Genomic DNA, 26,267 nt, shown 5'->3' with positions numbered 1-26,267 from the left:
ACATAAAGTTCAAACGGTACAAAAGGGCGGTGAGCTCCTAATCCTCAAGCTCGTCCAGCTTCGCTTCCAATTCAGCCAGCTTACGATTCGCTTGATCCAATATTTCTTGAAGCTTTGCAGCTTCTGCTCGTTTTATTTCTTTTTTAACGGCCTTAATCTGCTGCTCCAAATAAAGAATATCGGCTTCATTTCCTGAGTTGTTCCAGATCTGTGAGTAAGTCATAGTTAGCCTCCGTTTATCTATGTCGACGATTCAATCATAACCCGCATTCCACTTCTTCAGATTAATCGATGCTACTCTTGGAGTCTAGCTAATCAACAAAAAACAATGACCGATTACTATTCTATATTCAGCACTCTTTACTTTATAAACAAAATAAAGAAGCAGCGAGTTCCTCCTCTGCTTCTTTGTTGCGGATTAACCTGAGATCTCATTTATTTAGCCAGCAGTTTAGGGAACTCATCCAGCAGCATGCTGCTGGTCAACATATCGTCATAATTCCATTTAGTCTCCACAAAAGTAACTTTTCCGCTCTTTACAGCAGGGAGCGAGCTCCACAACGCAGTTTTCATTAACTCATTAAAGGAATTTTCCGCATCAGCATTGGCCGGATAGATGACAAACAAATGGTCACCAATAAGCATCTTATGCATTAGCTCAGGGGAGACCTCAATATAGGGTGCACCTTCTGCCGGCTCGATTTCCTTCACTGCCTCGGACATTTTGTAGCCCTGCGGCTGATACAGCAGTGCAGGAATACCACCAGTTTTCATCAAATACATTGTCTTGTTCCAATAATAAATCAGCACTACCGCTGTTTCTCCTTCGGCAAGTTTGCCTTCCTGACGCAATCCGCTCCACATATTCTCGGCCTTGCGATTATATTCGGACAACAGTTGCTCTGCTTCAGCCCTTTTACCCACTATCTCACCAATGACAGGCAGACGCTCAGACAAGGGTTTACTCTGGTCAAATACAACAGTAGGTGATATTTTGGACACTTCTTCATATTGTTTGTCCATCACATAACCCAGCATTGTCAAATCCGGTTCCAGATCCAAAACAAGTTCCAGATTTGTAGGAAATCCAATATCCTGTGCCGGGGTTGTCTCCTTATCCAAATAGACTGATTCTTCAATAAACCGGCGGTCGACACCGACCGGCTGAATCCCGAGTGCCAGCAGGTCTCCGATCGAATTACCTTGCAGCACAATCCGCTGTGGACGCTCTGGAATATCAACCTCATGCCCCTGACTGTCTTTATATACTCTTGTAGATTTTGAATTGGTGGCTGAGTCCGGTGGACTTGTCTCTGTTTGCACAGAGGATACCGGACTAGGGCCAGCATTCACAGAATTAACAGGACTGTTCCCTGAAGAACAAGCACTAAGCATTAAAACCAGACATAACAGCATCGCTGCTCCCATTGACATTTTTGTATTTCTAACCATCGGTAAATCCCCTTTTCTTCTATATTGATAATGATTATCATGATCATTAACAATATAACTTGGCTCAGCCCATCCTGCATTAGACAATCTTAGCCTGATTTTAGGACGATCTGATCCTTTGGCAGAGCCTAGGGCCAATGACTTAAAATTACCCGGAGTCACACCGGTTGTTTTCTTGAAAATACGGATGAAATAGGATAGGTCCGTGTACCCCACTCCGGCGGCAACCTCCTGCAATGATGCATCGGTATTTAGCAGCAGTTCCTGCGCCTTATCTATTCGCGTCCGAATAAGAAAATCAATCAGACTGGTACCCGTCTTGCTTTTAAACTGCTTCGCCACATAGGCCACACTATAATTAAGCTGCTCTGCAATAGAGGATAAGGTAATAGGCTGACTGTAATATTCTCGTATGTATCGAACTGCTTGCTCCACCAGATCCGGCTTGACGGGATAGACTCCATATGCCTGTCTCTGCCGCTCAACTTCGTAGACAAATTGATAAAGCATTGCTTTGATCTGAATCCGTTCAAGTGAACTTGAGTCCAGCCATTTCCAGTGCATCTCCTTTACTTGTGACAGCAAAGCCACTGGAGCATTCGGAGCAAATTCATATTGTTTTTGAAAAGGACTGTTTCTTTCAAAAAGTCTACGTACACCTGATCCGGACGTTAGCGAAAGTGAGGCTTTATAGAAAATAAAATAAAACTCCATTTCCTCCCTGACCCAATCAATATCCAGTTGCCCTCCTTTTCCGCTGTGTAGGATATGAAAACGTTCTGCAGCATGTTTATTTCCATTGAGCCGAAAAACCACGTTGCCGCGAACCATATATAAAAAACCTGCAGCCGGGAACCTATAGGAGTTCAGCTTGTCTCCTGCCTTAAACAACATATGGCGAATATCAATCAGCCGGATATGTGCATAATCCCAGAGCATCAAATTATCATCAGCGTTTAAAATCTTTACTCGCCTCCTTCCTATCGGAAGTATAATTGATAATCATTATCAACCGCAAGAGCTGGAAGCAATCTACAAACAAGAAGTCTGATAAAGGCAGTTAAGCATCACCTAAAAAAACAACAGTTCGCCTTGAATCAGTAGATGCAATGTGCCAAGCTACAGGCTAATTGTTAAGATCTCCCTCTCCCCCCACCATCTTGAAATCCCGCACCAGTCAAGGATTTATTCTGTGCATCATCCATTTTAATTTAATTTTTTCATTCTCAAAATTACTATTTCGAAAATCTCACTATCTTCCGATATGTTCTTATGAGCTATTTGCTCAGAGACAACTTGGGGGAGATGGTAGCATGTTACAACAACTAAAAAAAAGGCGGTTTGGTTCATCAAGCATAGCAAATACTTTGTCCATTGTACTTTTAGTTATTATTGTTGTCGTCTTCTCAATCTTGGGAACCTTTATGTTTTCCAGCACTCGCAGCATACTTGTGAAACAACAAGAATCTATGCTTCAGACCAAAACACAGGCACTTGTCAGTCAATTTGATGCACTATTTAAGGAAAAGGGTTCACTGGTCAAGCAAATGTCAACGAATAACTTATTCAAACAATACATCGAAACCACCGAAGCTCCTGAAATGGCCAAGACTTCTCCGCATGCCGCTGAAGTAGCAAAGACACTAGCTGACATAGTAAAGGTGGAACCCACTTTTGCAGATGCATGGATTGCGAGTACTGCCGGCAAAGGTTTTTATATCCTCAACAATGGTACGACATCAGATGCTGCTTTTAACATTAAAGAACGGCCGTATTATAAGCCAGCAGTCGAAGCAGACGGCCTGTACTACTCCGATCCTTATATTGACATCACTACAGGTGATATGCTGATGGGTATTTTCTATCCGATAAAAAATGACAACAATACATTAATCGGTTTTGTCGCGGTTGATATAGCGTCTAAAAATATCCCTGAGATAATGGAAAGCTATAAGCTAGGCAGCACAGGTTATTCCATTCTCGCCTCCAAAACAGGTGATATTCTGTATCACCCAGACCAGTCTAAGGTCACAAAGGAAAAGATTAATGAGCTGCCAGGTGATCTTGGGGGAATCGGCAAGAAAATGATCGCTGGTGAATCCGGCGTACATCTGATTAATGACAACGGAGAACGCCGTTACATCGGCTATGCTACAAGTAAAGATACCGGCTGGTCCGTAGGTTTAACTATTTCAGAGCGGGAAGTGCTCTCCGAATTAAAAAAGTTCACCTGGATTACGATTGGCGGGTTTGTTGCAGCGGCGATTCTGCTCGTTCTATTTTCGTATATCACGCTCCGTTATCTGCTCAGATCTATACCGAAGCTGCTTACCAAAATCAAACGGGTGGAAAATGGGGATTTGACGGTTCAATTTGATGCCTATTCCAACAACGAAATTGGACAAATCTCCAACGGAATATTCAACATGGTCCAGAAAATTCAAGGGATGCTCCAAATAGTGGGTACCTCCGCTCAGGTATTAAACCAGTCCTCAAAGGATCTGCAATCTATTTCTTCCCGTACAGCTATAACGATGAACGATACAGCCACAGCCATTAATGAGATTGCGAATGCAACCAACTATCAGTCGATCGAAACGGATACGATTTTGCAAAAAACCGGATCATTATCTGGTCAAATTGACGAAATCGCTAATGATGCCATAGCCATAGAGACGATGGTGCAGGCTTCTGCCGACCAGAGCGAACTGGGGTTGGGTGTGTTGGATCAGTTATCAAAATGGGCAGAAGAAAATCATAACTCCACTCATTCGATATCGTCTGCCATCCATGATATTGATCAAAGCCGTCATGAAATTTCGAGCATCGTGGACACGGTACATCAAATCGCTACGCAAACCAATCTGCTGGCACTAAATGCTTCCATAGAAGCAGCACGTGCGGGAGAACAGGGACGCGGATTTGCCGTTGTTGCCGGAGAGGTTCGCAAGTTGGCGGAGCAGACTGCACAGGCTACACAGGAGATTGGCAGAAAGGTTCATGAAATCGAAGAGAAAACTAGAGCATCTGTGGAATACACAGCCCAAGGACTTGAAATTGCCGAAGAAAATGCAAAATCCGTGCAGGCTACGAAACAGGTATTCTTTAGCATCAACAGCGATTTGGAGGCTTTAAGATTACGTATGATTCAAATCAGCAGCAACACCTCCAAAGTCCATAAACACAAAGATGAAATCCTACAGGCACTCGAAATCATTTCTTCAACTACAGAAGAGAATTCCGCTTCAACCGAAGAAGTTAGCGCAAGTACGCAGGAACAATTGGACAGCATTGAACAGGTTGCCGAACTGTCCCTGCAGCTCAATCAGTTGTCCAAAAAGCTTCAGGACGAATTAAACCAGTTCCAGGTCGAATAGTCCTTTAGTCATCCGTAATTTGCACAGTCGTAAGACTGTCCTCCCTTCTAGAAAAATTAAGCAGCCAGTGCATGCCGATAATCTATCGGCGCGTACTGGCTGCTTTTAGTTTCAATTCGCTAGTAATGGTCTCTTCAATAATACGGTACAGACCTTGAAACTTAACTATTGATACGGGTCAGGAATTTCCTCCCACTGACCAGTAAAGACATCTACTTTAATCGTGAATTCCCTGCTTCCTTGCCTAACATCACTGAACAAATAACCATCCCCGATAAAGCCTGAAATCAAGTCCGTATCTGTTGGCTTGAAACCCTCTGTATCAAAGATTGGTTGGAGTAACTTATACAGTTCCTTCTGGTATTCTGTACCGTTAGAGATGTTCCACAGATCTATCGCTTCTCGGTTTACAAGACTTCTCAGTGGACTGCCAGAAGTTACGTCATGAACCGTTCCGGTAAGCGGATTTATTTTATAGCTATTGCCTTCCCCTACGCCATTCAGTGGATCTATATCCACCCTATACTGATCTCCGTCTTTGCTAAAGGTCCAACCACTTGCCGGAAGCTGTTTTTCCATCATGGACTTGATATCCTGTTCACTGAGTGGTAGAGATATAAACGATCCATAGTACATCTGTGCGCTCTCAAGGGTCAGATTCTTCCCGTAAACGGCAATAACGTCGAGCGGAAACTCAGACATAGACGCCGCACCGGACATATGGGCTACAATTTGGTCATCTATCAGTTCGTATGAAACTATAGAGCCAAATCCGACCTTCTCTCCCCAAGCTCCCTCCGTGTAATCATACACTTTGGTCAAATGCTTTCCGTCCAGTTCAGCAGATACATAAGTGTGGTTATTTCGATGTGTAATGGATGATTTCAGCTTCTGATTCAACGTTTCGATCGGATCTTCGACCACAAGCTCTTCCAAGCTAGCAGGCTGGAGCACATGAATCTCACTCATAGAAAGTCCAGTACCCGTGCCGGTCGTAATGCGTATGAAAATTTCTTTCGTTCCATCTCCGTTCACATCTGCTTCTTCAATCAATGGAGGCCGAGTTTTATCTTCTCCTGCATTCCACAAGAACGTACGGCTTACTTCACCACGCACATCTACCGTGACTTTATGCAAAAGTGTATTCTCCCCAGTGGGATTAGCAAATACCGTGATTCCGTTTTTTTCCGCCAAAAGAGTGCCTTTAACCCCGGAAGCCGTGGTATTTTTATCCTGCACTTCTGCCTGAAAAGTAGCAGGAGCGCTCATTGCCGGAGCTGATGCAGAATTCAGCTTTGCTCCTGTAAGGGTACAGCCACTTAAGATCATAATTACAGCGAGGCCCAGCATTGAGCTTTTTGCCGTAAATTTTTTGTGCCTGGTGATCATAATAATCCTTCTTTCCATTTCCTTTTTACTGCTTGAAATGCCAGCTGTACCTGCCAACCGGATCGGATCGGGTAAGGTTTCTAACAATTTAAGAAGTGTCAAGGCATAACTTCTGTGGCAAGCTGGTTCAAGATGCTTCAAGGCCAGAGCATCACAGGCAACCTCTTGATCCTCTTTCATTTGGCGTACGGCATACCACAACAGAGGATTAAACCAATGCATGGCCAGCAGCAGACCTGTCAGCAGATTTAGCGAAATGTCATGGCGCTTCACATGTGCCAGCTCATGAAGGAATATATGACGGAGTCCGTTCGTCTCCAGAGTGTGTAAAGTAGAGGTGGGCAGCAGCAACTTGGGCCGCATAACGCCAAGTAGTGTCGGTACGGCAATCTGCTTCGTCCCGATCAGCTTGACTGGGCGACGCACCTGCATCTCCTGCTTACAGGATACGAACAACCGTTGGATTTGTGAGGAATGGATCTCCGTTTCCTGTCGAACCCGTGCGGTAAATCGCAGTTGCGCTCGAACCGACATGCCCAGCACCACCGCCGCTCCGCCAAACCACACCAAAACCAGTACATGTATCGGCTGCCATCCTGAATCGGTTTGCGGATTGACTTGTGCCATAACATCCGATGTCGATTCTCCCGGCAAAGGTCCAGTTTTTGCAATTCCAGTAACTGACGGCGGTTCCTTTTCCCCTCCGGTCAACTCTGGGACATAAGTAAAGCCAACTTCCGATTGCGCTGACGGAATAAAGGAACTCTGCGCCGTTTCTTTCTCCAGCGGCAACAGATTAAAAATACTAAATGTGCTTTCAGGTGCCCAAGGTATAGCCAGCCTCACGATCAATGGTATCCACAGAAGATACGTCCAGGTAGGTTTCAGACGATCCTTGAACAGAAAGCGGGTCAATAAGATCAGCAGAGCCAGCACGCTCGCCATGGCAGACAGCGACAATACCTTGACGAACAGATTGTATGCAGCTTCCAGCAAGCGGCTCAGTCCTTTCGTTCATCCAAAATTCTCTTCAGTTCTTCAATATCTTCCCGGGACAACTTTTCATCCTGCAAAAAATTGACCAACATCGGGCGCAGAGTTCCACCGTAGATCCGCTTCAGAAAGGATCTTGTCTCCGATTGGACACATTCCTCTTCCCGCACCAGCGGATAATAGGAATACACCCTACCTGTCTGGTTATAACCAATAGCCCGTTTCTCTGTCAGACGCTTAATCAACGTCCGTACCGTCTTTGGGTTCCAGTCCCTGCTGCCTTCTAGTGCTTCAACAATCTCACCTGCAGTGCGTGGGGCACTTGCCCACAGCACCTTCATCACTTCCCACTCGGCATCCGAGATCTTTGGAGTTTCCGTAGACATCATTCTATCCGCCTTTCTTTCCTCTGTATGACTACACTTGTAATCCAATATCCAAAATATACAAGTCAGCATCGTTTATGTCAACCCTAAACTCCCAGCTCACCACGGTTTATGGACAATGTACACGGAGATTCATGATTACGTACATTAATAGCAATAATACGGCTTTATTAGTCAAAGATGACTTCAAAGAGGTGGAACCTATGCCTATAAAAACAGGTAATCAATACATCGAACGAATCGACCGGCAAAAGATCAATATCTGGTACAAAGGAACACGTGTTGAAGGTCCTTTATCCAAACACCCTGCCTTTCAAGGTCTCTTACAAACACAAGCCGAAATGTATAACATGCAGTGTGATGAACGTTATTTGGCGCAGATGACCTATCCTTCACCTGATACTGGAGATCCGGTTGGTTTATCTTTTCTTCCACCCAAAAATGCTGAAGATTTAGAACGCCGGAGAAAAATGATTGAACTCTGGTCCAACAGACATCACGGATTTTTAGGACGTTCCCCCGATTATATGAATACGGCCATCATGTCTCTGTTCACAGCTGCTGATATCCTTGAGGATCATAATCCGAAATATGCTGAGAACCTCAGAAAATACTATGCCTACTGTCGAGATCATGATATTACCTTATCCCATGCTTTCATCCAGCCTCAAGCCAGCAAAATATCCGGCCAGATTGATGCTACAGAGGATTCTATCGCTGCAAAAGTCGTAGAAATCAATGATCAAGGGATGTTTGTTACCGGTGCTTTTATGATGGCAACACAGGGAGCTACATGCGATGAAATGCTTGTATTCCCAACTCCCTCACCCTCACTTGTGGATGATGATAATCCCTTTGCGTTTGCCTTTGCGGTGCCTAATGATCTGCCTGGGATGACTTTTTTTTGCCGTGAAAGCTACGCTGCCTCATCCACCTACGACCATCCGTTAAGTTCAAGATATGAAGAAATGGATACCCTTGTTATCTTTGACCGCGTACTGATCCCTCATGATCGTATATTTTATTATGGCGATGAGAGGTACTGTTCCCGATTATTCGGCGAGAGTAACTTTCATACGCATATGGCCCACCAAATTATCACCCGCTATATTGCAAAGACCGAGTTTTTTCTTGGTATGCTAGAGTCTTTGGCGGAAGAACAAAATGCTGTCCTTGAGGCCTACACGATTTTGCCTATTTCCAGAATATTAACCTATTTAGAAACTTTCAAAGCCTTAAGACTTGCAGCGGAAATAGGGGCTTCGCTCGACAAATTTGGATATCTCGTTCCAGATAAAGGTCCACTGTTGGCTTCAACCATTCACTTTTCAGAGTTTTATCCAGAGATGGTTGAAATGGTTCAAAACCTCAGTTCAAGCGGGCTCATCATGATCCCCTCTGAAGCCGACTTTACATCAAGCGCTGGTTCGTATCTTTATGAGTATTTGAAGGGAAATGTCTCGGATGCGTGGTATCGAAATGCCTTATTCCGGCTGGCTTGGGAACTAGGAGCGGGTGCATTCGGAGGTCGTCAAACCCAGTTTGAGCGGTTATTTTTCGGCAACTCCCAAACAGTGGCCTGGCGTATGTACAACAGCTATGATAATCACGAATATTTTCGTCAAATCGTTCACGAATTTATTGCCCCTGATGCCCACTTGTCTAAGTCAACAACAGATGGAATTTCCAATTAATCAAGAGTTGCGAAGGTTTATAATGATGTTTTTCAGGATTGATTAAGAGACTGCTTCCGCTCTCTTTTTCAGTCCTTTTTGAGCTTTATCAACAAACCAAATTAGGAAGAACTAGATGCTTTTCCATACCTGCACTGGACAATTCTGTAATAAGTTGTTTATAGTTTATTAGCATTAGGAAGTGATTTGCTAGCTTAGGAGGGAACAATGAACTATGGGACATATCATAGTCGTAGAAGATGAACGTGCAATCAGTGACTTAATTACTATGAATCTAAAATTAGTCGGACATACCTATAGCAAGGCTTATCGCGGGCTGGAGGTTATTGAACTGCTGGAACGTGAAAAGGCTGATTTAATTCTGCTCGATATAATGCTGCCCGAACTGGACGGTTTTGAGATCATGCAGCGGATTGCTCACTTACAAATTCCGGTGATTCTGATCACCGCAAAAGATTCACTGGCTGATCGCATCAAAGGCTTTGAGCTGGGCGCCGATGATTATATCATTAAACCTTTTGAAATCCTTGAATTGTTGGCAAGAATCAATGTGGTGTTACGCAGGAGCGAAAAAGGCATTTCCAATTTTCTCTGTGAAAACGTTGAGGTACGTTATCTTGAGAGGCTTGTGATGGTGGATCAGATACCCGTAGATTTAACCGCTAGGGAATTTGAGCTGCTTGAGGTCCTTATCCGCAACAGAAATATTGCTTTATCAAGGGAAAAGTTGCTGGAATTAGCCTGGGGCTATGATTTTGAAGGAGATACCCGTACCGTAGATGTTCACATCAGACAGCTGCGCAAAAAACTAGGCTGGGAAGAACGAATTAAAACCGTATTTAAGCTTGGTTACCGCTTGGAAGTTCAGGTCTAGTATGAGATTCTGGCATAAAATTCTGCTGTCAGTCCTCGCTTTCTTCATCGTCGCCCTAGATGTGAGTGTAATCATGATTATGAAAAAAAGCTGGCAGCTGAACATGGACAGCGAAATGCAGCGTGCTTCAAGCGAACAGCTATTAATTGCAAACAACATTTATGAAAATCTTGAATCGATTCAGACCCGTGGGGCCACACTTACCTCTACTTTAATCTCAAGTGTGGCTCAATCCTATGGTGAATTTTATCATAAGCAGGGAATCGGACTACAGCTCTGGGAGAATGACCAGCTGGTTTATCCGAATGTCGGAGTCCCATCAGTCTCAACACCGGAGTCACATTCTATTCAACTCTCTACTGAGCTCCCTGCTCCCTATCAAGCTTTGTCGATCGTTTATCAACGTGATATCAGTGACCTGTATGCTAAGCAGCATGAGCTGAACCGTTTTTTTGTAATGATTAACTGGATTATCGGTCCAATTCTGCTCCTATTACTCTACTTGCTGATCCGGCAGTTGACCAAACCACTTAAACAGCTTTCAAAAACTACAAAAACGATCGCTGAAGGCAAATATACCGAGCGCGTGCAGTTGCGCAGTAAAGATGAATTTGGTGAGTTGGCCCTGAACTTTAACCGAATGGCAAACGCAGTGGAGCAGCACGTGATCGAACTGTCTAATATGGCCGATGAAAAGCAGAGAATGGTCGATAACCTCGCCCACGAACTGCGCACACCTTTAACCAGTATGCAGGGATTTGCTGAATTTCTGACTTCCGCGAATATAGGCCAGGAAGAACAGCAAATGGCTGGTCAATATATCCTTAGTGAAACCTTACGCCTGAAGAATTTAGCCTTCAAACTGCTGGATTTGTCCGTCCTACGGCATCATCCTCTGACTCTGAAACAAGTAGACATATCAGATTTGTTCAAATCGGTTAAACAGATTGAGCAGCTTAAATTGGACGAAGCAGGCATCAAACTAGAAATGGATTATTCCATCCCTGCGGTTTGGGGTGATCATGATCTGCTAACTTCCTTCTTGGTTAACCTTGTCGAAAATTCCATTCATGCCTCTCCGCAAGGGAGCACCATCCGCTTGCTTGCCTATGTATTACAAAATGAAGCCATATTGGAAGTATGTGATTCAGGATTTGGGATGACACCGGAACAGAGCGCGCGTGTTTTTGAACCCTTTTATCGAGGTGAAAAATCGCGCACACGCGAATACGGAGGTGCGGGTCTTGGTTTATCTTTATGCAAGCAAATCGCAGATGCGCATCAAACTAGAATTTCACTGAATTCTACTTTAGGTCAAGGAACAAGTATCCGCATCTTTTTACAACTCCATAACATCTGTTCACCTACTCTATAACATCTATAGTTTAAGGTTAGGAAGATTCAGCATCATCCGAAGCAAATGGAGGATATTCAAGTGAATAACAAATTCCCCACTACTTTAGCTATACTCCTGTTCTCGGGGAGTCTGCTAATCGTCAGTGCAGTCATTCAAAACACCACCCATTTAGCTTTAACCAGCACCAAAACCCCAGGGGTGAAGTTGGAAGCACCAACGCCGGTGTCCACAGTGAATGACGATCTGCAACCGCAGATGAGTCCTAAAGAAATACAAACCATTAACAATTTCATAGACATGGCGGGTCATGAGACTTCTGAATCCAAACGGACCACTGTCACACCGCCTGCTGCAGAGAATTTGAGTCAGACTGATGCCGTTATTCTGGCTGCTTCAAGCGTACGCAAATTATTCGATGTGGACATTGCCAAGCTGCAGATGCGGGTTATTCTGAGTGATACCCGAACCTCGCTGCCGTGGACATGGGCTGTACATTTCAGTCCATATAACGCCAAGACCCTAGAAGGGCAAGGTAAGGAATTCTGGGAATATGATGTACTAATTGATCCCATAAACGGTATGGTAGTGAACACGACCGCGATTAATATTGCTCTGAAAAGAACACCAATTAGCGCTTCTGCTGCCAGCACTATCTATAAAGATGCCCGTTGGATCAATGCGGCCATAACTATCCTTACAGATAAACAAAAAGAAAACCGGAAAATTGCTACAGCAACACTGATCAACACTGACACCAATGATAAACGCGGCATGGTCGCTGTTCAGATGATGCTGGAAGATGGCAGCAGCTACACGGCAGAAATGCGTTATCCTGATCAAAGTCTACGCTGCCTTACCTACGAGACTGCTCAAGTAGTGAAATAAATCAAAAATGGAATCAGCTCTTCACTAATCCTACTTTTATGTCGATAATTTATATTACATGGAAAAGTATGGAGGAGCATATGAACACTAATCGCAGAACCGAACCTTTTCGATATACCCTTAAAGAACCTGTAACATTTGATCTTCATATTCTTACTATTAACGGAATCCAGGTTCCTTCCAAGCCTGTAAGGGCTGTATTGTTCGACATCAGTCGATCGGGTTGCCACTTATCGTTACCCCTCAATATCAACCCAGAAAATAACCTAGTACGCATTGGCATGGAAATGAATCTTACGGATGAATCTATGTACATAGAAGGAATATTGAAATGGAACAAAGAACAACAAGGCAGTTTCCACTACGGCATTCAATTGGACATCCCTGAGAATGATGGTGATCGACTCCCAAGGGTACTTCGCATCCTTGCTGGAGAAGGCAAAATATTAGTTCGTTAAGATAACAAAAAAGAGTAGTTTTAATCTAAAAAAGCAACAACCCCGCGTTTTCATGCAGGGTTGTTGCTTTTTAGCTATTGCGATCCAAACTTATTGTTGTAATCCGAAATCGCAGATCACCATTTCATGGATTTTATTCTTGAGGCACATCCCGTTCAGGGGATGCTGCTACAGCTTTTTCTTTCTCCAGTACCTCTCTTAAATCATCTTGAATTCTGCGATTCCATAAGGGAACCCCTGAGCGATAAGCAGCTCTGCCCGTCAAATGCGCAGATAAAGGTGAGGTCATAAATACAAAGACAATCCCCAGTAGCAGCTTAGCACTTATATGATCTAGAAAAAATGCAAAATATAGAAAGGCCCCGCTCAGAACACATAAAACTCCAAGGGTGGCACTTTTGGCAGCGGCATGTGATCTCAGATAAACATCAGGCAGCCGAATCAGACCATAAGCACTTACAGCACTAAGCAATGCCCCCATCAGTATTAATAAGGCAAACAGCAATTCACCGACTATCTTGATCGTTTCCATGTTCAAGCACCACTCCCCTTTCGATGTATCTGGCAAATGCCGTCGTGCCGATAAAGGAAAGAATGCCTATTAACAAAATAATTTCGATAAAAGCCTGCGTTCGGAGTAAAACAGAAAGAACGGCTACCATGGCTAACAGATTAATTCCAATCGTATCCAGTGCCGCTACCCGGTCGGGCAAAGAAGGTCCCTTCAACAACCGCCAGGCACATACACCAATCGCCAGCGCCATAATCGTAAGCGAGAGCATAAGAATAAAATGGATCATTAACGGGTCACCTCCAATATCGCACGCTCAAAGGTGTCACGGATATTCGCTCTGAACTGTGCGGGATCCTCAACATCCATGGCATGAATATACAAAGTCCGGTTATCATCCGATACTTCAAGTACCACAGATCCGGGAGTAAGGCAGAGCAATGTGATCAACGTAGCCACTTCCCAATCCGATTTCAGCTCTGTAGTATATTTCAAGATTGCCGGACGTATATTAAGCTCCGGTCTCAGAACAGCTTTTACCACTACATAACTTGAAACGACCAGCTCCCGCAGCAGCAACAGGATTAGCTTAATAATTGCCCACACTTTTCCTAGATATAATCTGGGCCAAAAACGTCGCATTCCGAGCAGAATGAGGATACCGATCAAGAAACCAATGACGAAACGTGGCCCAGTCCAGTCATTGTGCAGGAACATCCACAGGAATGCTATCATGAAATTCAATAATAGTTGAAAAGCCATAGTATCACTCCTTCATGACAGCGTTAATGTATAGTGCTGGATCAGCCAGTACAGCTCCGGCTTGGCTGACAAGTCCGTTTACCGTCTCCGCACCCACACCCATCAGAATTACAATTGCGAACAGAACAGCTGCCGGTGCCATCATAGCTTTATAATGAAGTGGTTTGACTTGTTCTTCCCTTTTCTCGCCACCCCAGAACACTTGCTGGAATACCTTGATCAAGGAATATAACACTACGAAGCTGGATGCAAGTGCAATCAGCGCCAGAGCCACGTGATTCTCGCCAAATCCACTCCGCACCATCATCACTTTTCCAGCGAAACCACTAAGGGGCGGAACACCAACCAATGCCAAAGTCAGTACAAAAAACATCCAGCCGGTCCACGGATAACGTCGGATTAAACCACCCATTTCTTTTAAGCGGTCAGTGCCTGAAGCTGAGATAATCATCCCACCCAGAAAGAATAATAATGCTTTGGCAACCATGTCATGCATTAAATAAAACACTACACCATTTAACGAATCCTGAGTCGCGACAGAGATCCCAAAAGCAATAAATCCTACACTGATGATGATATTATAATTAAATATTCGGCCCAAATCGTTGTATGCCAATGCCCCGATTGCCCCAAGTATCATCGTCGCCCCCGCCATCCAGGCAATCAATGTATGGGTGAGTCCCGGTTCTTGAATAAAAATCAAAGTAAAGGTACGAGTAATTGCATACAATCCGACCTTGGTTAGCAAAGCCCCAAACAGGGCTCTAACAGCCAATGGTGGTGCACTATAAGAATCGGGAAGCCAGAAAAAGAGCAGTAAACCTGCCTTAATCGAAAATACAATTAGCAGCAGGACCGCAATGACGTTCATTACACCGCCTTGTCCCGCCTCTGCTACACGCATAGATAGATGCGCCATATTCAGTGTTCCTGTCGCGGCATATAAATAAGCAATCGTCGCCACAAACAAGGAAGAGGAAATCACATTAATTAATACATACTTTAATGTCTCTCGCAGTTGACCCTTGGACCCACCAAGTACGATCAAAGCGTAAGAGGCAACTAACAGCACCTCAAAGCAGACAAACAAGTTAAACAGGTCCCCAGTGAGGAAAGAGCCAAATACCCCGGTTAATAAAAAATGGAAAAACGGATAGTAATAAAACCGTTCCCTGTCTTCCCCAATGCTAGCGAAGGAAAAAAACAGACAAGCCGCGCCAACAATGGCCGCAGTCAAAACGAGCAATGCCGAAAACATATCGGCAACAAACACAATGCCATAAGGTGGACGCCATCCCCCCATATATAAGGTCTGGATACCGTTTGTATTTACCTGATACACAATGAATCCTGCAACAAAGATATTTACAAACACACTGACGGCACTTATGATTCGTTGCAGACGTACTCGTTCTTTCAAAAAAATGAGTATAACTGCCGTAATGGCCGGAATCAGCAGAGGCAGCACTAACAAGTTGTTCATCGTCTCTCCTCCTTGGTTCCTTCCACATCATCGGTACCCGTCGAGCGGTAAGTCCGGTATGCCAAAACAATAAAAAATGCTGTTACTCCAAAGCTAATTACAATAGAGGTCAAAATGAGCGCCTGCGGCAAAGGATCGACATAAGCTTCCGCTTCCTCACCCAGCAATGGTGCAGCACCTGTCTTGAGGCCAGACATTGTCAGTAACAACAAATGAACGCCGTGCGTTATTAAAGTGGTTCCCAGAAGGATGCGCAGCAAGCTTTTGGAAAGAACTAGATAAACACCTACGGAAAACAGTACACCGATCGCCAGGGCAATAATAAGCTCCATTAGCTATCCCTCCCGATCGTAAATATGATATTCATAGTGACACCAATAACAGCCAAGAAAACACCGAGATCAAAGAACATTGCTGTGGTCAGTTCTGTTTTGCCCATAAGTGGCAGTTGGAAATAGCCAAACGCTTGGCTCAGAAAAGGTACATCGAATAAAAACGAACCTATTCCTGTAAGAAAAGCTACAGATACCCCAACCGCGATTAACTTACGATAGTCGATAGGCAATACCTTCTCAACCATATCAATCCCAAAAGTAATGGCGAGCAGTACCAATGCGGCTGATGCCATCAATGCTCCAATAAATCCGCCTCCCGGATTATTATGTCCGGCGAAAAACAGATAAAGCGAAAATATTAGTATCATAACGAAGGCTACTTTAGCTACCGCTTGTAGTAACACATCATCACTTACAGAAGAACGTGGTTTATTATCCTTCACAGCCCGCTTCAGTGGGGCAATAGTTCCATCCGTATCCAACTGCAGTTTGATCATGGAATAAATAGCAAGTGAGGCAAGGCCAAGCACTGTAATTTCAAACATGGTATCAAAGCCGCGGAAATCAACGAGCAGAACATTAACAATATTTTTACCGCCACCCAAGGTATAGCTATTCTCCACATAATATTTCGAGATGGATTCGAACGGACTACTGCCTAAAGCAGCAAGTGCAACCAATGTCATAGTTATTCCCATCCCGATGGAAATAATTAGCTTAGGCAAGCGGGACCGAAGTTTGAGCGGCTCTTTCTCCAGCTTAGGCAAATGCCGAAAACATAGCAGGAACAATGTAACGGATACTACTTCGACAATCATCTGGGTAAGCGCCAGATCAGGTGCCCGGAACAGAACAAAGAGTAAAGTAACCATATAACCAACCATTCCTGTTAACAAAATGGCTGTGATTCTGGAACGAACAAAGGGGATAGCCAAAGCGCCCACAAGCATAACCATAACAACAATAACTTCAAACAAAGAAAACGGAGCATATTCAGTTGTCCCAAGCGTTATTCCATCGGTATACCACACGGCTCCACCAATGGCTACGATCAGAAAAGCGAAGATATACATCAAGTAATGGCGCATGGAACCTGTCATATAGGTGCCAGTCAACGCCCTAGACGATTTCTCGACCAGCCGGATTACTCCGTCATAGACTTGATTTAAAGTGTAGCCACTGCCCCATTCTTTATCGACCAGACTCCAGCGGCCATAGATTCGGTATACAATAATACCAAGAATCACAACACCAAGTGTCATCCATATTTCTGGTGTAAAGCCGTGCCAGAAATGAATATTCACAACAAAGGGTTCTCCGGTCTGCAAGATAGGGTGAATAGCATTCATTGCAGGGATAATAAGTGTTTTGGATAATATATTCGGGAAAAAACCGATAAATATAGACAGCACTGCTAGCAGGCACGGGGCAAGCAGAAGTCCAAATGGGGCTTCATGCGGTTTTTTGTCCAGCTTCTCAGGCTGATATTTTCCGAAAAAGGTGTGGAAAACCAAAATCATACTGTATGCAAAAGTAAACACGCTGGCAATCCAGGCCAAAACCGGGAAGAGCGTAAACAACGAGGGAATAGACAATATATCCAGGTTTCGGATATTCAGAACAGCCGTAAAAAACATCTCTTTACTTAAAAACCCGGAAAATGGCGGCAAACCAGCCATCGAGAAACTGCCGATCATCGCTACCGTAAAGGTAACCGGCATAATGGAAATCAATCCGCCCAGCTTTCGCAGGTCGCGGGTACCCGTCTCATGGTCAACTATACCGACCATCATAAACAAAGAGCCTTTAAAGATGGCATGGTTAATAAGGTGAAAGATAGCCGCTGTTGTTGCAGCAGTGTAAAAGACTGAATCTTCCCCTACATAAAATGCCGCTGCCGATCCCATTCCCAGCAATCCCATAATCAGTCCAAGTTGACTAATCGTTGAATAGGCTAATAGAGCCTTCAGGTCCGTCTGCTTCATCGCCTGGATGGAGCCATAAATCAAGGTGATCAAACCGACGCCTGACACAACCCAGAACCACTCATATTGCCCCGCAAAAACAGGGCTGAAACGGGCGACAAGATACAATCCAGCTTTAACCATCGTTGCCGAGTGCAGATAGGCGCTGACGGGTGTCGGTGCCTCCATGGCATCCGGCAGCCAGATATGAAACGGGAACTGAGCTGATTTGGTGAAGGCGCCTAAGAGAATTAGTAGCATCGCCGGAATAAATAAAGCATGCCCGCTAATATCGCCAACCTCACTCCAAATTTCCCGGATACTAAAGGTGCCTGTCATTACATAAAGCATTAAAAAGCCGGCAAACATCGCTAAACCACCAAATACGGTAATCAACATAGATTTGAGAGCACCATACCGCGATTTTTGCCGCCGATGCCAAAAGGCAATTAACAGAAATGACGAAACACTTGTTAATTCCCAAAAGCCGTATAACACCATCAAGTTATCCGAGAGCACAACGCCAAGCATCGCCCCCATAAACAACATTAGATAAATATAAAAAGGGGTTAACGCTTCTTTTCGCCGGTCCAGATAATAAATTGAATAGATAATTACAAGACTACCCATCCCAGTGATTAGCAAAGCAAACAACAAACTTAATCCATCCAGATGGAAAACCAAATCAATTCCTAGTGAAGGAATCCATGAAATGGTTTCATATCCCAAATCCCCACCTTTAATAACGGGAATCCGGGTTAAGAAATAAACAAACAAAACGAGTGAACCAGGGAAAACAAGCCATCCTCTATGAAGGTTGGGTGCTCTCTTGGACAAAAGTGCGATTACTAAGGCCATTAGAAACGGAACAAGTATGATTACATGCAGCAAAGGCAGTCCTCCTTTTCCACTTGAGCTTATCAAGTTGTGAACTTTAGTACTTACTTTTTTACCAAAAGCCAAAGATCATATGATTGGTAGGGCCTTTTATACAAGGCCCCAAAGTTGATAAGGGCAAGCCCGATTATAAAGAATCGGTCAATGTGCCATCACAAATATGCAGATATCTAGCCTTTCCATCTTCTTGCTCAATTCTGAATAAACCGTTCTCAAATTCTGTGTGTAGTTCGTGAAAGAACTTTCCCTTAAGCGAATACTCTCCCTGAGGTTCATCACTGAGCTGGTACTCAGCCCCGTTTTTGACCAGGTAAGCGATAACGCCTTCCTCATGGGTTTCTTCCAGCCCTGCACGCATCCGCTGCACAGCCACGACATGCAGATCCATCATTTTCATTTTACCAATGAGTTCATTGATGAAATTACGTTTGGTAAGCTCCTGCCACCGAGTTTGAGCAGATTGTCCAATGACGATCTGTGTAACCTCATTCTCTTCAGCAACTTCTACAATAATATCTGTTGTTTTTCGGCCTTCACGTTTCCGAATGATAAACTCTGCGCCAGCTTCATCGGCAAGACGTTTCCAGACCGTCATATACATTTCTTTGCTCTGATTATATTCATCAATATCCGAACTATCGACATTTAATACAAACAATGGCGCCCCTATAATTTCAGATAGTTGGACACCACGCCGGATTAAACGCTCCCCATGCGGACCATAATGAACACAAACCATAATCTTTTCATTGTGTATGACCTTCACCCTCCTGTAACATGGCCAAGAAATACAAAAGGAGCCCACTGGCGTTAGGCCCCTTGCGTAATTCTAAAACCCGATAAGTTATACTTAATTATATCTATTCCTATGTTTTTTGTAAAGTTTGTTGGTTATCATGGAACATATTTCTTTTTAATGCTTGTATCATGCCCTTCTCTAGCAGTTGTCATACAATCGTTATTATATATTCCTTTACAGGAATATTCCCTCCGTGGTATATTATCATCACAAACAGGAAATACCAAAAAGGAGGCGCTATAGAGCCGCTTAACCAGAGTATGTCATAATAGAGATACGAATGAATTTAATGAATCGAAGTGATCCTTGTTTATGAATACTAACGTTATGAGTGCCTTAGCTGAGCCCCACCGCATGCAGATCGTTGAACTATTACGCGAGAATCCTCTAACCGTTGGGGAGATTGCAGAAAGTCTTCAGCTACGGCAGCCTCAAGCGTCCAAGCATTTGCGCGTCCTTAGTGAAGCGGGCTTAATTGAAGTTCAAGCTGTTGCTAACAAGCGCATTTGCAAGCTCCGTCCTGATCCATTTAAGGAAATAGACGATTGGTTAGACTCCTACCGCCATATATGGGAAGAACGATACGATCGACTGGATGATTATTTACAAAAGCTACAGAGAAATGAAAACAATAATAAATCATAGCCTCAGGTCGAAATTGGCAGGAAGCAAACAAATTTGAGGAGGATCTATCCCATGACAAATTCTAACCCGTCCAACCAAGTGGTATCCAAAGTTGTTGATGGCAACACATTAGTATTAGAGCGCGTATTCCAAGCTCCACGTGAGCTAGTATTCAAGGCTTTTTCTGAGGCTGAGCATTTGAAGCACTGGTGGGGTCCAAAAGGTTGGACGCTTCCCGTATGTAATGTCGATTTCCGTCCAGGGGGTACTTGGCATTATTGCATGAAGTGCGTGGATAAGAATCAAGGGGATTTCTACGGTATGGAGTCATGGGGCAAGGCGTTGTATAAGGAAATTACAGTCCCAGAACAAGTCATTTATACAGATGGATTCTCAGATGCAGAAGGTAATATTTCAAAAGATTTGCCTGAAACGCTTGTCCAGCTAGATTTTATCCACCTGGAGGGTCAAACGAAGCTGGTGAATACCGGTAAATACACTTCTCCGGAAGCCTTGCAACAAGTGATTGATATGGGGATGTTAGAGGGGATTTCCCAAACCTTCGATAATTTGGACGCCCATCTTGAGAATTTACAGAAGAATAACTAGAGCAGCTATCACACGATAAGTAGGACGATGCAAGGATACTCTCTCCTGCTCGTCCTATTATGTTTATTTTGCAGGAAATAAGAACCTGATACTATTCGGAAAATATTGCAGGAAAAACGTGTCATTATGCGTGCCCAGCGGATCCGTCTCAAACTTCACTCGCTGATCCGTTCCAACAATCTTCTCTTTTAAAATATCATAAGCACGTTTGCTGTTAGGCACCATGTCCTTCTGGGCGTTTGTCTTGTGGATCCCTTCCTGTTCACCAACATACATATAAATTCTGCATTCCCTATCTAGTCTTGATGTCTCCATGAAATGAATGAAATCTTTAAACCATACAGACGCAGATATCAATATAAAATTTCCAACAGTAGCTTCAGTCTTGTACATCGCATACAGACTTATTAATCCACCTAGTGAAACACCACCCAAAGCCAATTTCTCCGGCTCGTTGGAGATGCGATAGGAGCTTTTGATATAGGGTACAAGATCCTGATAGACATAATTCAAATAATCATCGCCCTTGCCCCCAAAGGACCAATCCTTAAAAAGAGCAGGCATTTCCCAAGGTGTATATTCATCATTCCGCAACTGAGAATCAATCCCTATAAAAATAACCGGTTCTGTTACTCCCTCTTCCATATCTTTCTCTATAGCTGTAATCGCCTCTTTGAACAAAAAATCTCCATCCTGTAAGAAAACCGCTGGGAATAACCGCTCCGGGAATAAATGGTATTCTTTCGGTAAATACACGGTAATCTGACGATCCATATGTTCAAAAAGCACAAGCTCGCCTGCCCTCATTTGGGTCATATCCCCACTCCTTAACAGTTCAGTACTCGAAACGCTCTACTCATAATCGTTGGTACTACAGAAGCGTGATTTTCATTGGGTGCGACATAGTGCTTAACCTCTAAATTAGGCAAAGCATACTCATTCAATTTTGAAAATAATATTGCTGCGTCATCGACCATAAACGACTCTTCACTCCCTACGGTAATCAATAACTTTTGTTTATCGGCCGTCAACTCTTGACCCTTGCTATAGAACTGCTCCGCATACGTCAGGATTTCATGATCATTCCACCAAATGGATGGACTAGAGGCCAAATAATACTGGAATAGCTTCGTACGAGTGAATAACGTCCAGAGGACAAATAGACCGCTGAGAGAGTGACCAAACAAGGCTTGTTTATACTGATCCACATTATATTTCTTGTTGATTGCTGGCATTAACTCTAATTCTAAAAAAGCCAAAAAATTCTCAGCCCCACCATGTGGACCTATGTCAGCATTTTTCAATCGGTCCGGATATACATAATGCTTCGCTGGAGGTGTGAAATCATAAAATCTTCTTTTAGAGACCTCTTCATCTGAACCATAATGTCCAATGCCAATCACAATTGCTGGTGCAATAAAAGTTTTCGGGGCATTTCTTGACTGCAATTTCACAACATCCCGACCCAATTGAAAATATGAATTACCATCGAGCATGTAATACACGGGGAAGCCCTTTTCTGGTGCTGCTTCTCTGGGAAGAGAAACCTTTATATCGTACGTGTAACCCATATACTGAGATTCAAGTTTCCATGATTCTGTGTGTTCGAGCTCTACTTGTGTTGTCATTTTTTCTGTACACTCTCCCCTACACTCTTGACTTTGCTAATAAATATAAGAAATAAGGAATTCCAATAATCGAAACGACTATACCCACGGGTAACTCTGCCGGCTGAAATATTGTTTTGGCAAAATAATCCGAGATCACCAGCAAAAACATCCCTACCACTGCACTGGATAACATAATATAGCGGTGATTAATCCCTACTAATCTTCTGGCGATATGAGGAGCCATCAAGCCTATAAAACTTATAGAACCGGATACAGATACACAAACACTTACGATCCCCACACTGCATAACAGAAAGATCAGCTTTTCTTTTTCTACAGAGATCCCTAAGCTCTTTGTACTGGAATCCTCCAATTGAAAATAATTGAGTAAATAGCTTTTTCGATACATTATAAATCCTAAAATAAGCACCCAAGGTGCGATCGTAATGATATAAGTCCAGTTCGCGCTGTAAATACTTCCGACACTCCAAACCGCAGCCATCTCATAATCACTTGCATTCATTTTCAGAGAAATATACAACGACAACGCACCAAAACCACTGCTAATCGCGATCCCTGTCAAAATCAAGCGTTGCATATCGAGTGCACCATTCCGCCATGAAAAAATAAAGATAATGACAACTGCGGCAAGCCCACCTACAAAACCAAACAGCGGCATGGCTAGTATCGAGAACCAGCTTTCTTTAAAAAAAGTAACTCCCGACATCTGAAAGAAAAACATAAATGCAACGATGGCAGCTCCTGCGCCTGCATTAATCCCAAGGATACCTGGATCAGCCAGCCCGTTACGGGTAATCCCTTGAATGACAGTTCCCGCCATCCCCAGACCTATTCCTACTAATGAGGCAATAATGATCCGTGGTAACCGAAACTGAAAAATAACCAGGTCAAATTTAGCATTAGGATCTATTCGCAGCAGTGTTTTTATCACGTCCATTACAGACATATCAAACACGCCATTCGTAAGATGAAAATACCCGGCCACAAGGGTTAACAGGATAAAAACTAATAGTGTAAGCATATAGCGGCTAAACTGTACTTTACTTCTATCCACGCTGCTCTCCCCCTTTAACCCGAATTAAATAAAGGAAGAAAGGGATGCCAATAAAGGCTGTTACAACACCAATTGGCGTCTCAAACGGAAAGTTAATATAACGGCTTAAGACATCGCAAAACGCTAAAAAAACAGCTCCAATCACCGCTGAGCAAGGAATGATAAAGCGATAGTCTATACCTACGATAAAACGTGTAATATGAGGAATGATTAGACCCACAAAGGCTATCTTGCCGACTAAAGCTACTGCTGTCCCGGTCAGACATATAACAGATATAATACTGACAATTTTCACCCATTTTGTTCGTTGACCCAAGCTAATCGCGGTTTCATCCCCCAGGGAAGCAACCATTACTGACTTAGAAATACTAACCGCCAAGAGCAGTCCAACGATTATAAAAGGAACTGATAATATTAGCATATCTGGATTAACGGTATGTATTTTCGAGCTATACCAGACGCTAACATTTTGTGAGACTTGAAAAAACATCGCTACTGCTGAGGCGATACTACTTAAAAAAGTACCAATTACAGTCCCAATAATAGCTAACCTGACTGGTGATAAACCGTTTTTAACCAATGAACCAAATCCGAAAACCAAACCTGCTCCGATGGCTGAACCCACCATAGATAAAATAATCATCTGAACATTCGATAATCCCGGATAAAACACCATAGCCAACGTAATAACAAATGCCGATCCGTCATTTACTCCCATAATCGATGGTGATGCAAGATAGTTACGTGTAATCCCCTGCATTAACGCCCCTGAAACAGCCAGAGCCGCTCCAACTAATAAAGCGGCGATTACACGCGGAAATCTAGATGTCATAATAATGTTGTGGTCCACATTATTAGCATCGAAGTGTGTAATCGCCTGCCATATTGTCAATATTCCAATATCTTTAACACCATATAAGACGGATACAACCATTGCTAATACGATGAATAATGGAGAAGTTGATAGGATCAATATAACTTTCCAATTTTTTGTATTCATCTTATTCATCGCACCTTCGGTTTTACTTCAACAGGTTTTCAATTGCCGCATCCAGGAATCTTACTTTAGACCAAGCCGTTCCACCTTGTGCCAACGGATCAATTGCATTTACAAACACATGCTTATTTTTGACAGCAGTTACGCTTTTGAAGATCGGATTCTTGAGCAAATCATCAAGTGCTGTTGCATTATCAGTATTCTCACTAGTCTCAAACTGCAAGAAAATATAGTCCGGATTAATATCCGCCAAAGCTTCTAATGAAAGCTCTGCTTGTGCTTCTGTAGAGGAGATCACCTCAGGAATGGCAGCACCCAGATCTTCATAAATAACCGGATTCAAATAAACGCCAGCAGGATACACACACATACTGCCCTGACGAATACGAATGACTAGAATGGATTGATCTTTCAGCTTTTCTCCAATTTCAGCCTTTGCACCCGCAGCTTTAGATTCATAATCACTAATAATTTTTTCTGCATCTGTGGTCTTACCGGATAATTGGCCTAATAAGAGCAAGTTATCTTTCCAGTTTGTTGAAATATGTGAATAAGGAATCATCGTTTGAATTTTATTAAGTGCGCCGGCCACATCTTCCCCAAACTTGGAAGACCCTAAGATAACATCTGGATCCAGTTGCAGAATCGCTTCATTACTTGGAGCAAATTTATCTCCCACTAAGGATGCACCCGCTAGGTCAGTTGACAGATAACCTGGAATAGCATCAGCTATTGCAAGTACACCTACAGGTTTCACTCCCAGTATGGCAGCATCTTCCATAGATTCGAGACTTGCTGCTACAATATTATTAATCTTTGCAGGCACGACATAATCCTTGCCCAAATATGTAACGGTTTGTTCAGTGGCAACAGCCTCCTGAGCCGCATTTCCATTGTTATTTGCAGTTCCTTCTGCTGCTACTGCAGCATTATTTGTGCTTTTTTCTGAAGCTGTCTTATCCTTTTCATTGTTACCGCAAGCTGCCAAACTCAAAGCTAAAACTGCTGATACCCCAGCTAATAAATATTTTTTCTGATTCATAATCAATCTCCCCATCTATATTTTATTTATCATTCTTCAAACTAAAGTAATGATAATGAGAATCGTTATCATATTAAATCATATGAGAATAATTATCAATACTTTTCTTTGATTATATGAAATCTTGTAATTTAACAGTTGCGTTGAATGATTAGTGAACATGCAGAAGAACCCGCACCAAATGCGGGTTCTTCTGCACTATAAATATGAGTCCATTTTTTAATCAGCGTTATAAAACTCAGATAAGTCACGGAACAATAATCCGCACGCCTCTAGTCTATTAAGTTCCTCATCCACATCAGTGAGCAAATTGCTTTCTCTCTCATGGGCTGTATTGATTAGCCACGGTTGTCCCTGTTTTAGAAAACAAAGATCATCAGGCAGCCTGGTCTGTACCCACGAGTACAAGCTGGTGGAATAGGATAAAAGAATATTGACCGCTTCAGGTGAACAATCAAAAAAATAAACATCTGCATAATGCCCCATAAGCCGAGTCCCCGGCCAATAGTCATCTTTTATGACCTTTTTGAGAAAAGGTTCCAGCTGTTCAAGCAGTTCATATCCTTCTGGCTCCAACTCCATCTGATCACGTTTTACTAGAATAAATTCATCACATACTTCCATAGCTACCTGTACCAGCGTCTTGTAGGTCTGACCCGTTGGTTCCTGCAAAATAGTATGAATAATAATGTAC

At 43.2% G+C, this 26,267-nt stretch carries 26 protein-coding genes; 8 read left to right on the top strand and 18 right to left on the bottom strand.

The window, feature by feature from the left end; translation table 11 throughout:
* Positions 1-37: 37 nt before the first annotated feature.
* Positions 38-223, bottom strand: a complete 186-nt coding sequence (locus tag NST25_RS13115; RefSeq protein WP_312147790.1) for a hypothetical protein — start codon at positions 221-223, stop codon at positions 38-40.
* Positions 224-435: 212 nt separating this feature from the next.
* Positions 436-2,391, bottom strand: a complete 1,956-nt coding sequence (locus NST25_RS13110; RefSeq protein WP_312147792.1) for an AraC family transcriptional regulator — start codon at positions 2,389-2,391, stop codon at positions 436-438.
* A 374-nt stretch (positions 2,392-2,765) separates the two neighbouring features.
* Between NST25_RS13110 and NST25_RS13105 the strand changes: the two genes are divergently transcribed.
* On the top strand, positions 2,766-4,829 hold the full coding sequence (locus NST25_RS13105; protein WP_076280766.1) for a methyl-accepting chemotaxis protein: 2,064 nt from the start codon (positions 2,766-2,768) through the stop codon (positions 4,827-4,829).
* Between the two features lie 165 nt (positions 4,830-4,994).
* On the opposite strand, the gene NST25_RS13100 is transcribed toward NST25_RS13105, so the two are convergent.
* The 3 genes from NST25_RS13100 to NST25_RS13090 are packed head-to-tail and all read right to left on the bottom strand — an operon-like array spanning position 4,995 to position 7,600.
* On the bottom strand, positions 4,995-7,133 hold the full coding sequence (locus NST25_RS13100) for a M56 family metallopeptidase (RefSeq protein WP_312147909.1): 2,139 nt from the start codon (positions 7,131-7,133) through the stop codon (positions 4,995-4,997).
* The gene (locus NST25_RS13095) at positions 7,036-7,236 is read right to left on the bottom strand and encodes a hypothetical protein (protein WP_312147918.1); all 201 of its coding nucleotides are present in this window, start codon (positions 7,234-7,236) and stop codon (positions 7,036-7,038) included. The genes NST25_RS13100 and NST25_RS13095 overlap by 98 nt, the downstream gene beginning before the upstream one ends.
* A complete protein-coding gene (locus NST25_RS13090) occupies positions 7,220-7,600 on the bottom strand; it encodes a BlaI/MecI/CopY family transcriptional regulator (RefSeq protein WP_254847611.1) in 381 nt (126 codons plus the stop codon). Before NST25_RS13090 ends, NST25_RS13095 begins: the two co-directional genes overlap by 17 nt.
* A 200-nt stretch (positions 7,601-7,800) precedes the next feature.
* On the opposite strand from NST25_RS13090, the gene NST25_RS13085 reads away from it, so the two are divergent.
* From NST25_RS13085 to NST25_RS13065, 5 genes are all read left to right on the top strand, one after another.
* Complete coding sequence (locus NST25_RS13085; protein WP_076280768.1) at positions 7,801-9,291, top strand: 4-hydroxyphenylacetate 3-hydroxylase N-terminal domain-containing protein; 1,491 nt, start codon at positions 7,801-7,803, stop codon at positions 9,289-9,291.
* Positions 9,292-9,505: 214 nt separating this feature from the next.
* Entirely contained in the window at positions 9,506-10,165 is a 660-nt protein-coding gene (locus NST25_RS13080; protein ID WP_076135640.1) for a response regulator transcription factor, read from the top strand.
* Between the two features lies 1 nt (position 10,166).
* Entirely contained in the window at positions 10,167-11,540 is a 1,374-nt protein-coding gene (locus tag NST25_RS13075) for a HAMP domain-containing sensor histidine kinase (protein WP_340394156.1), read from the top strand.
* Between the two features lie 60 nt (positions 11,541-11,600).
* Positions 11,601-12,407, top strand: a complete 807-nt coding sequence (locus tag NST25_RS13070; RefSeq protein WP_340394154.1) for a hypothetical protein — start codon at positions 11,601-11,603, stop codon at positions 12,405-12,407.
* A gap of 80 nt (positions 12,408-12,487) precedes the next feature.
* Positions 12,488-12,865, top strand: a complete 378-nt coding sequence (locus NST25_RS13065) for a PilZ domain-containing protein (RefSeq protein ID WP_076126051.1) — start codon at positions 12,488-12,490, stop codon at positions 12,863-12,865.
* A gap of 133 nt (positions 12,866-12,998) precedes the next feature.
* Here NST25_RS13065 and mnhG read toward each other — a convergent pair whose 3' ends face one another.
* From mnhG to NST25_RS13030, 7 genes are all read right to left on the bottom strand, one after another.
* The gene (gene mnhG / locus NST25_RS13060; RefSeq protein ID WP_076275808.1) at positions 12,999-13,397 is read right to left on the bottom strand and encodes a monovalent cation/H(+) antiporter subunit G; all 399 of its coding nucleotides are present in this window, start codon (positions 13,395-13,397) and stop codon (positions 12,999-13,001) included.
* Positions 13,372-13,665: a Na(+)/H(+) antiporter subunit F1 gene (locus NST25_RS13055; RefSeq protein ID WP_036686407.1), complete on the bottom strand. Its 294-nt coding sequence runs from the start codon at positions 13,663-13,665 to the stop codon at positions 13,372-13,374. Before NST25_RS13055 ends, mnhG begins: the two co-directional genes overlap by 26 nt.
* Positions 13,665-14,138, bottom strand: coding sequence for a Na+/H+ antiporter subunit E (locus NST25_RS13050; protein ID WP_076126047.1), 474 nt, complete (start codon positions 14,136-14,138; stop codon positions 13,665-13,667). The genes NST25_RS13055 and NST25_RS13050 overlap by 1 nt, the downstream gene beginning before the upstream one ends.
* Before the next feature lie 4 nt (positions 14,139-14,142).
* Positions 14,143-15,621, bottom strand: a complete 1,479-nt coding sequence (locus NST25_RS13045) for a Na+/H+ antiporter subunit D (RefSeq protein WP_076189930.1) — start codon at positions 15,619-15,621, stop codon at positions 14,143-14,145.
* Positions 15,618-15,953 carry a Na(+)/H(+) antiporter subunit C gene (locus NST25_RS13040; RefSeq protein WP_036686402.1) on the bottom strand — a complete coding sequence of 112 codons (336 nt, stop codon included), beginning with the start codon at positions 15,951-15,953 and terminating at the stop codon, positions 15,618-15,620. The genes NST25_RS13045 and NST25_RS13040 overlap by 4 nt, the downstream gene beginning before the upstream one ends.
* Positions 15,953-18,817: a Na+/H+ antiporter subunit A gene (locus NST25_RS13035; protein WP_076126230.1), complete on the bottom strand. Its 2,865-nt coding sequence runs from the start codon at positions 18,815-18,817 to the stop codon at positions 15,953-15,955. The genes NST25_RS13040 and NST25_RS13035 overlap by 1 nt, the downstream gene beginning before the upstream one ends.
* A gap of 127 nt (positions 18,818-18,944) precedes the next feature.
* Positions 18,945-19,583 carry a universal stress protein gene (locus NST25_RS13030; protein WP_232061321.1) on the bottom strand — a complete coding sequence of 213 codons (639 nt, stop codon included), beginning with the start codon at positions 19,581-19,583 and terminating at the stop codon, positions 18,945-18,947.
* Positions 19,584-19,928: 345 nt separating this feature from the next.
* Here NST25_RS13030 and NST25_RS13025 point away from each other — a divergent pair, with 345 nt between their 5' ends.
* Together NST25_RS13025 and NST25_RS13020 are read left to right on the top strand one after the other, a co-directional pair.
* On the top strand, positions 19,929-20,261 hold the full coding sequence (locus NST25_RS13025) for a metalloregulator ArsR/SmtB family transcription factor (protein ID WP_076280772.1): 333 nt from the start codon (positions 19,929-19,931) through the stop codon (positions 20,259-20,261).
* A 51-nt stretch (positions 20,262-20,312) separates the two neighbouring features.
* Positions 20,313-20,849: an SRPBCC domain-containing protein gene (locus NST25_RS13020; protein WP_340394150.1), complete on the top strand. Its 537-nt coding sequence runs from the start codon at positions 20,313-20,315 to the stop codon at positions 20,847-20,849.
* Positions 20,850-20,912: 63 nt separating this feature from the next.
* Here the strand turns inward: NST25_RS13020 and NST25_RS13015 are convergent, their stop codons facing one another.
* The 6 genes from NST25_RS13015 to NST25_RS12990 form a co-directional block, all read right to left on the bottom strand.
* The gene (locus NST25_RS13015) at positions 20,913-21,665 is read right to left on the bottom strand and encodes an alpha/beta hydrolase-fold protein (RefSeq protein WP_312147815.1); all 753 of its coding nucleotides are present in this window, start codon (positions 21,663-21,665) and stop codon (positions 20,913-20,915) included.
* Positions 21,666-21,676: 11 nt separating this feature from the next.
* Entirely contained in the window at positions 21,677-22,477 is an 801-nt protein-coding gene (locus NST25_RS13010; protein WP_248548138.1) for an alpha/beta hydrolase-fold protein, read from the bottom strand.
* A 19-nt stretch (positions 22,478-22,496) separates the two neighbouring features.
* Positions 22,497-23,501 carry an iron ABC transporter permease gene (locus NST25_RS13005; RefSeq protein ID WP_076279113.1) on the bottom strand — a complete coding sequence of 335 codons (1,005 nt, stop codon included), beginning with the start codon at positions 23,499-23,501 and terminating at the stop codon, positions 22,497-22,499.
* Positions 23,502-23,526: 25 nt separating this feature from the next.
* Positions 23,527-24,543 (bottom strand): iron ABC transporter permease, encoded by a 1,017-nt coding sequence (locus NST25_RS13000; protein WP_076310429.1) that lies wholly within the window; start codon positions 24,541-24,543, stop codon positions 23,527-23,529.
* Between the two features lie 13 nt (positions 24,544-24,556).
* Positions 24,557-25,573 (bottom strand): ABC transporter substrate-binding protein, encoded by a 1,017-nt coding sequence (locus tag NST25_RS12995; RefSeq protein WP_076310428.1) that lies wholly within the window; start codon positions 25,571-25,573, stop codon positions 24,557-24,559.
* A gap of 219 nt (positions 25,574-25,792) precedes the next feature.
* Positions 25,793-26,245, bottom strand: coding sequence for a hypothetical protein (locus tag NST25_RS12990; protein ID WP_081392446.1), 453 nt, complete (start codon positions 26,243-26,245; stop codon positions 25,793-25,795).
* Between the last annotated feature and the right edge of the window lie 22 nt (positions 26,246-26,267).

The sequence above is a fragment of the Paenibacillus sp. FSL E2-0190 genome, from assembly GCF_037992965.1.
Lineage (GTDB): Bacteria > Bacillota > Bacilli > Paenibacillales > Paenibacillaceae > Paenibacillus_AQ > Paenibacillus_AQ odorifer.
The sequence above is the reverse complement of the archived record's forward strand: the minus strand, read 5'-3'. Positions and strand labels throughout refer to the sequence as shown.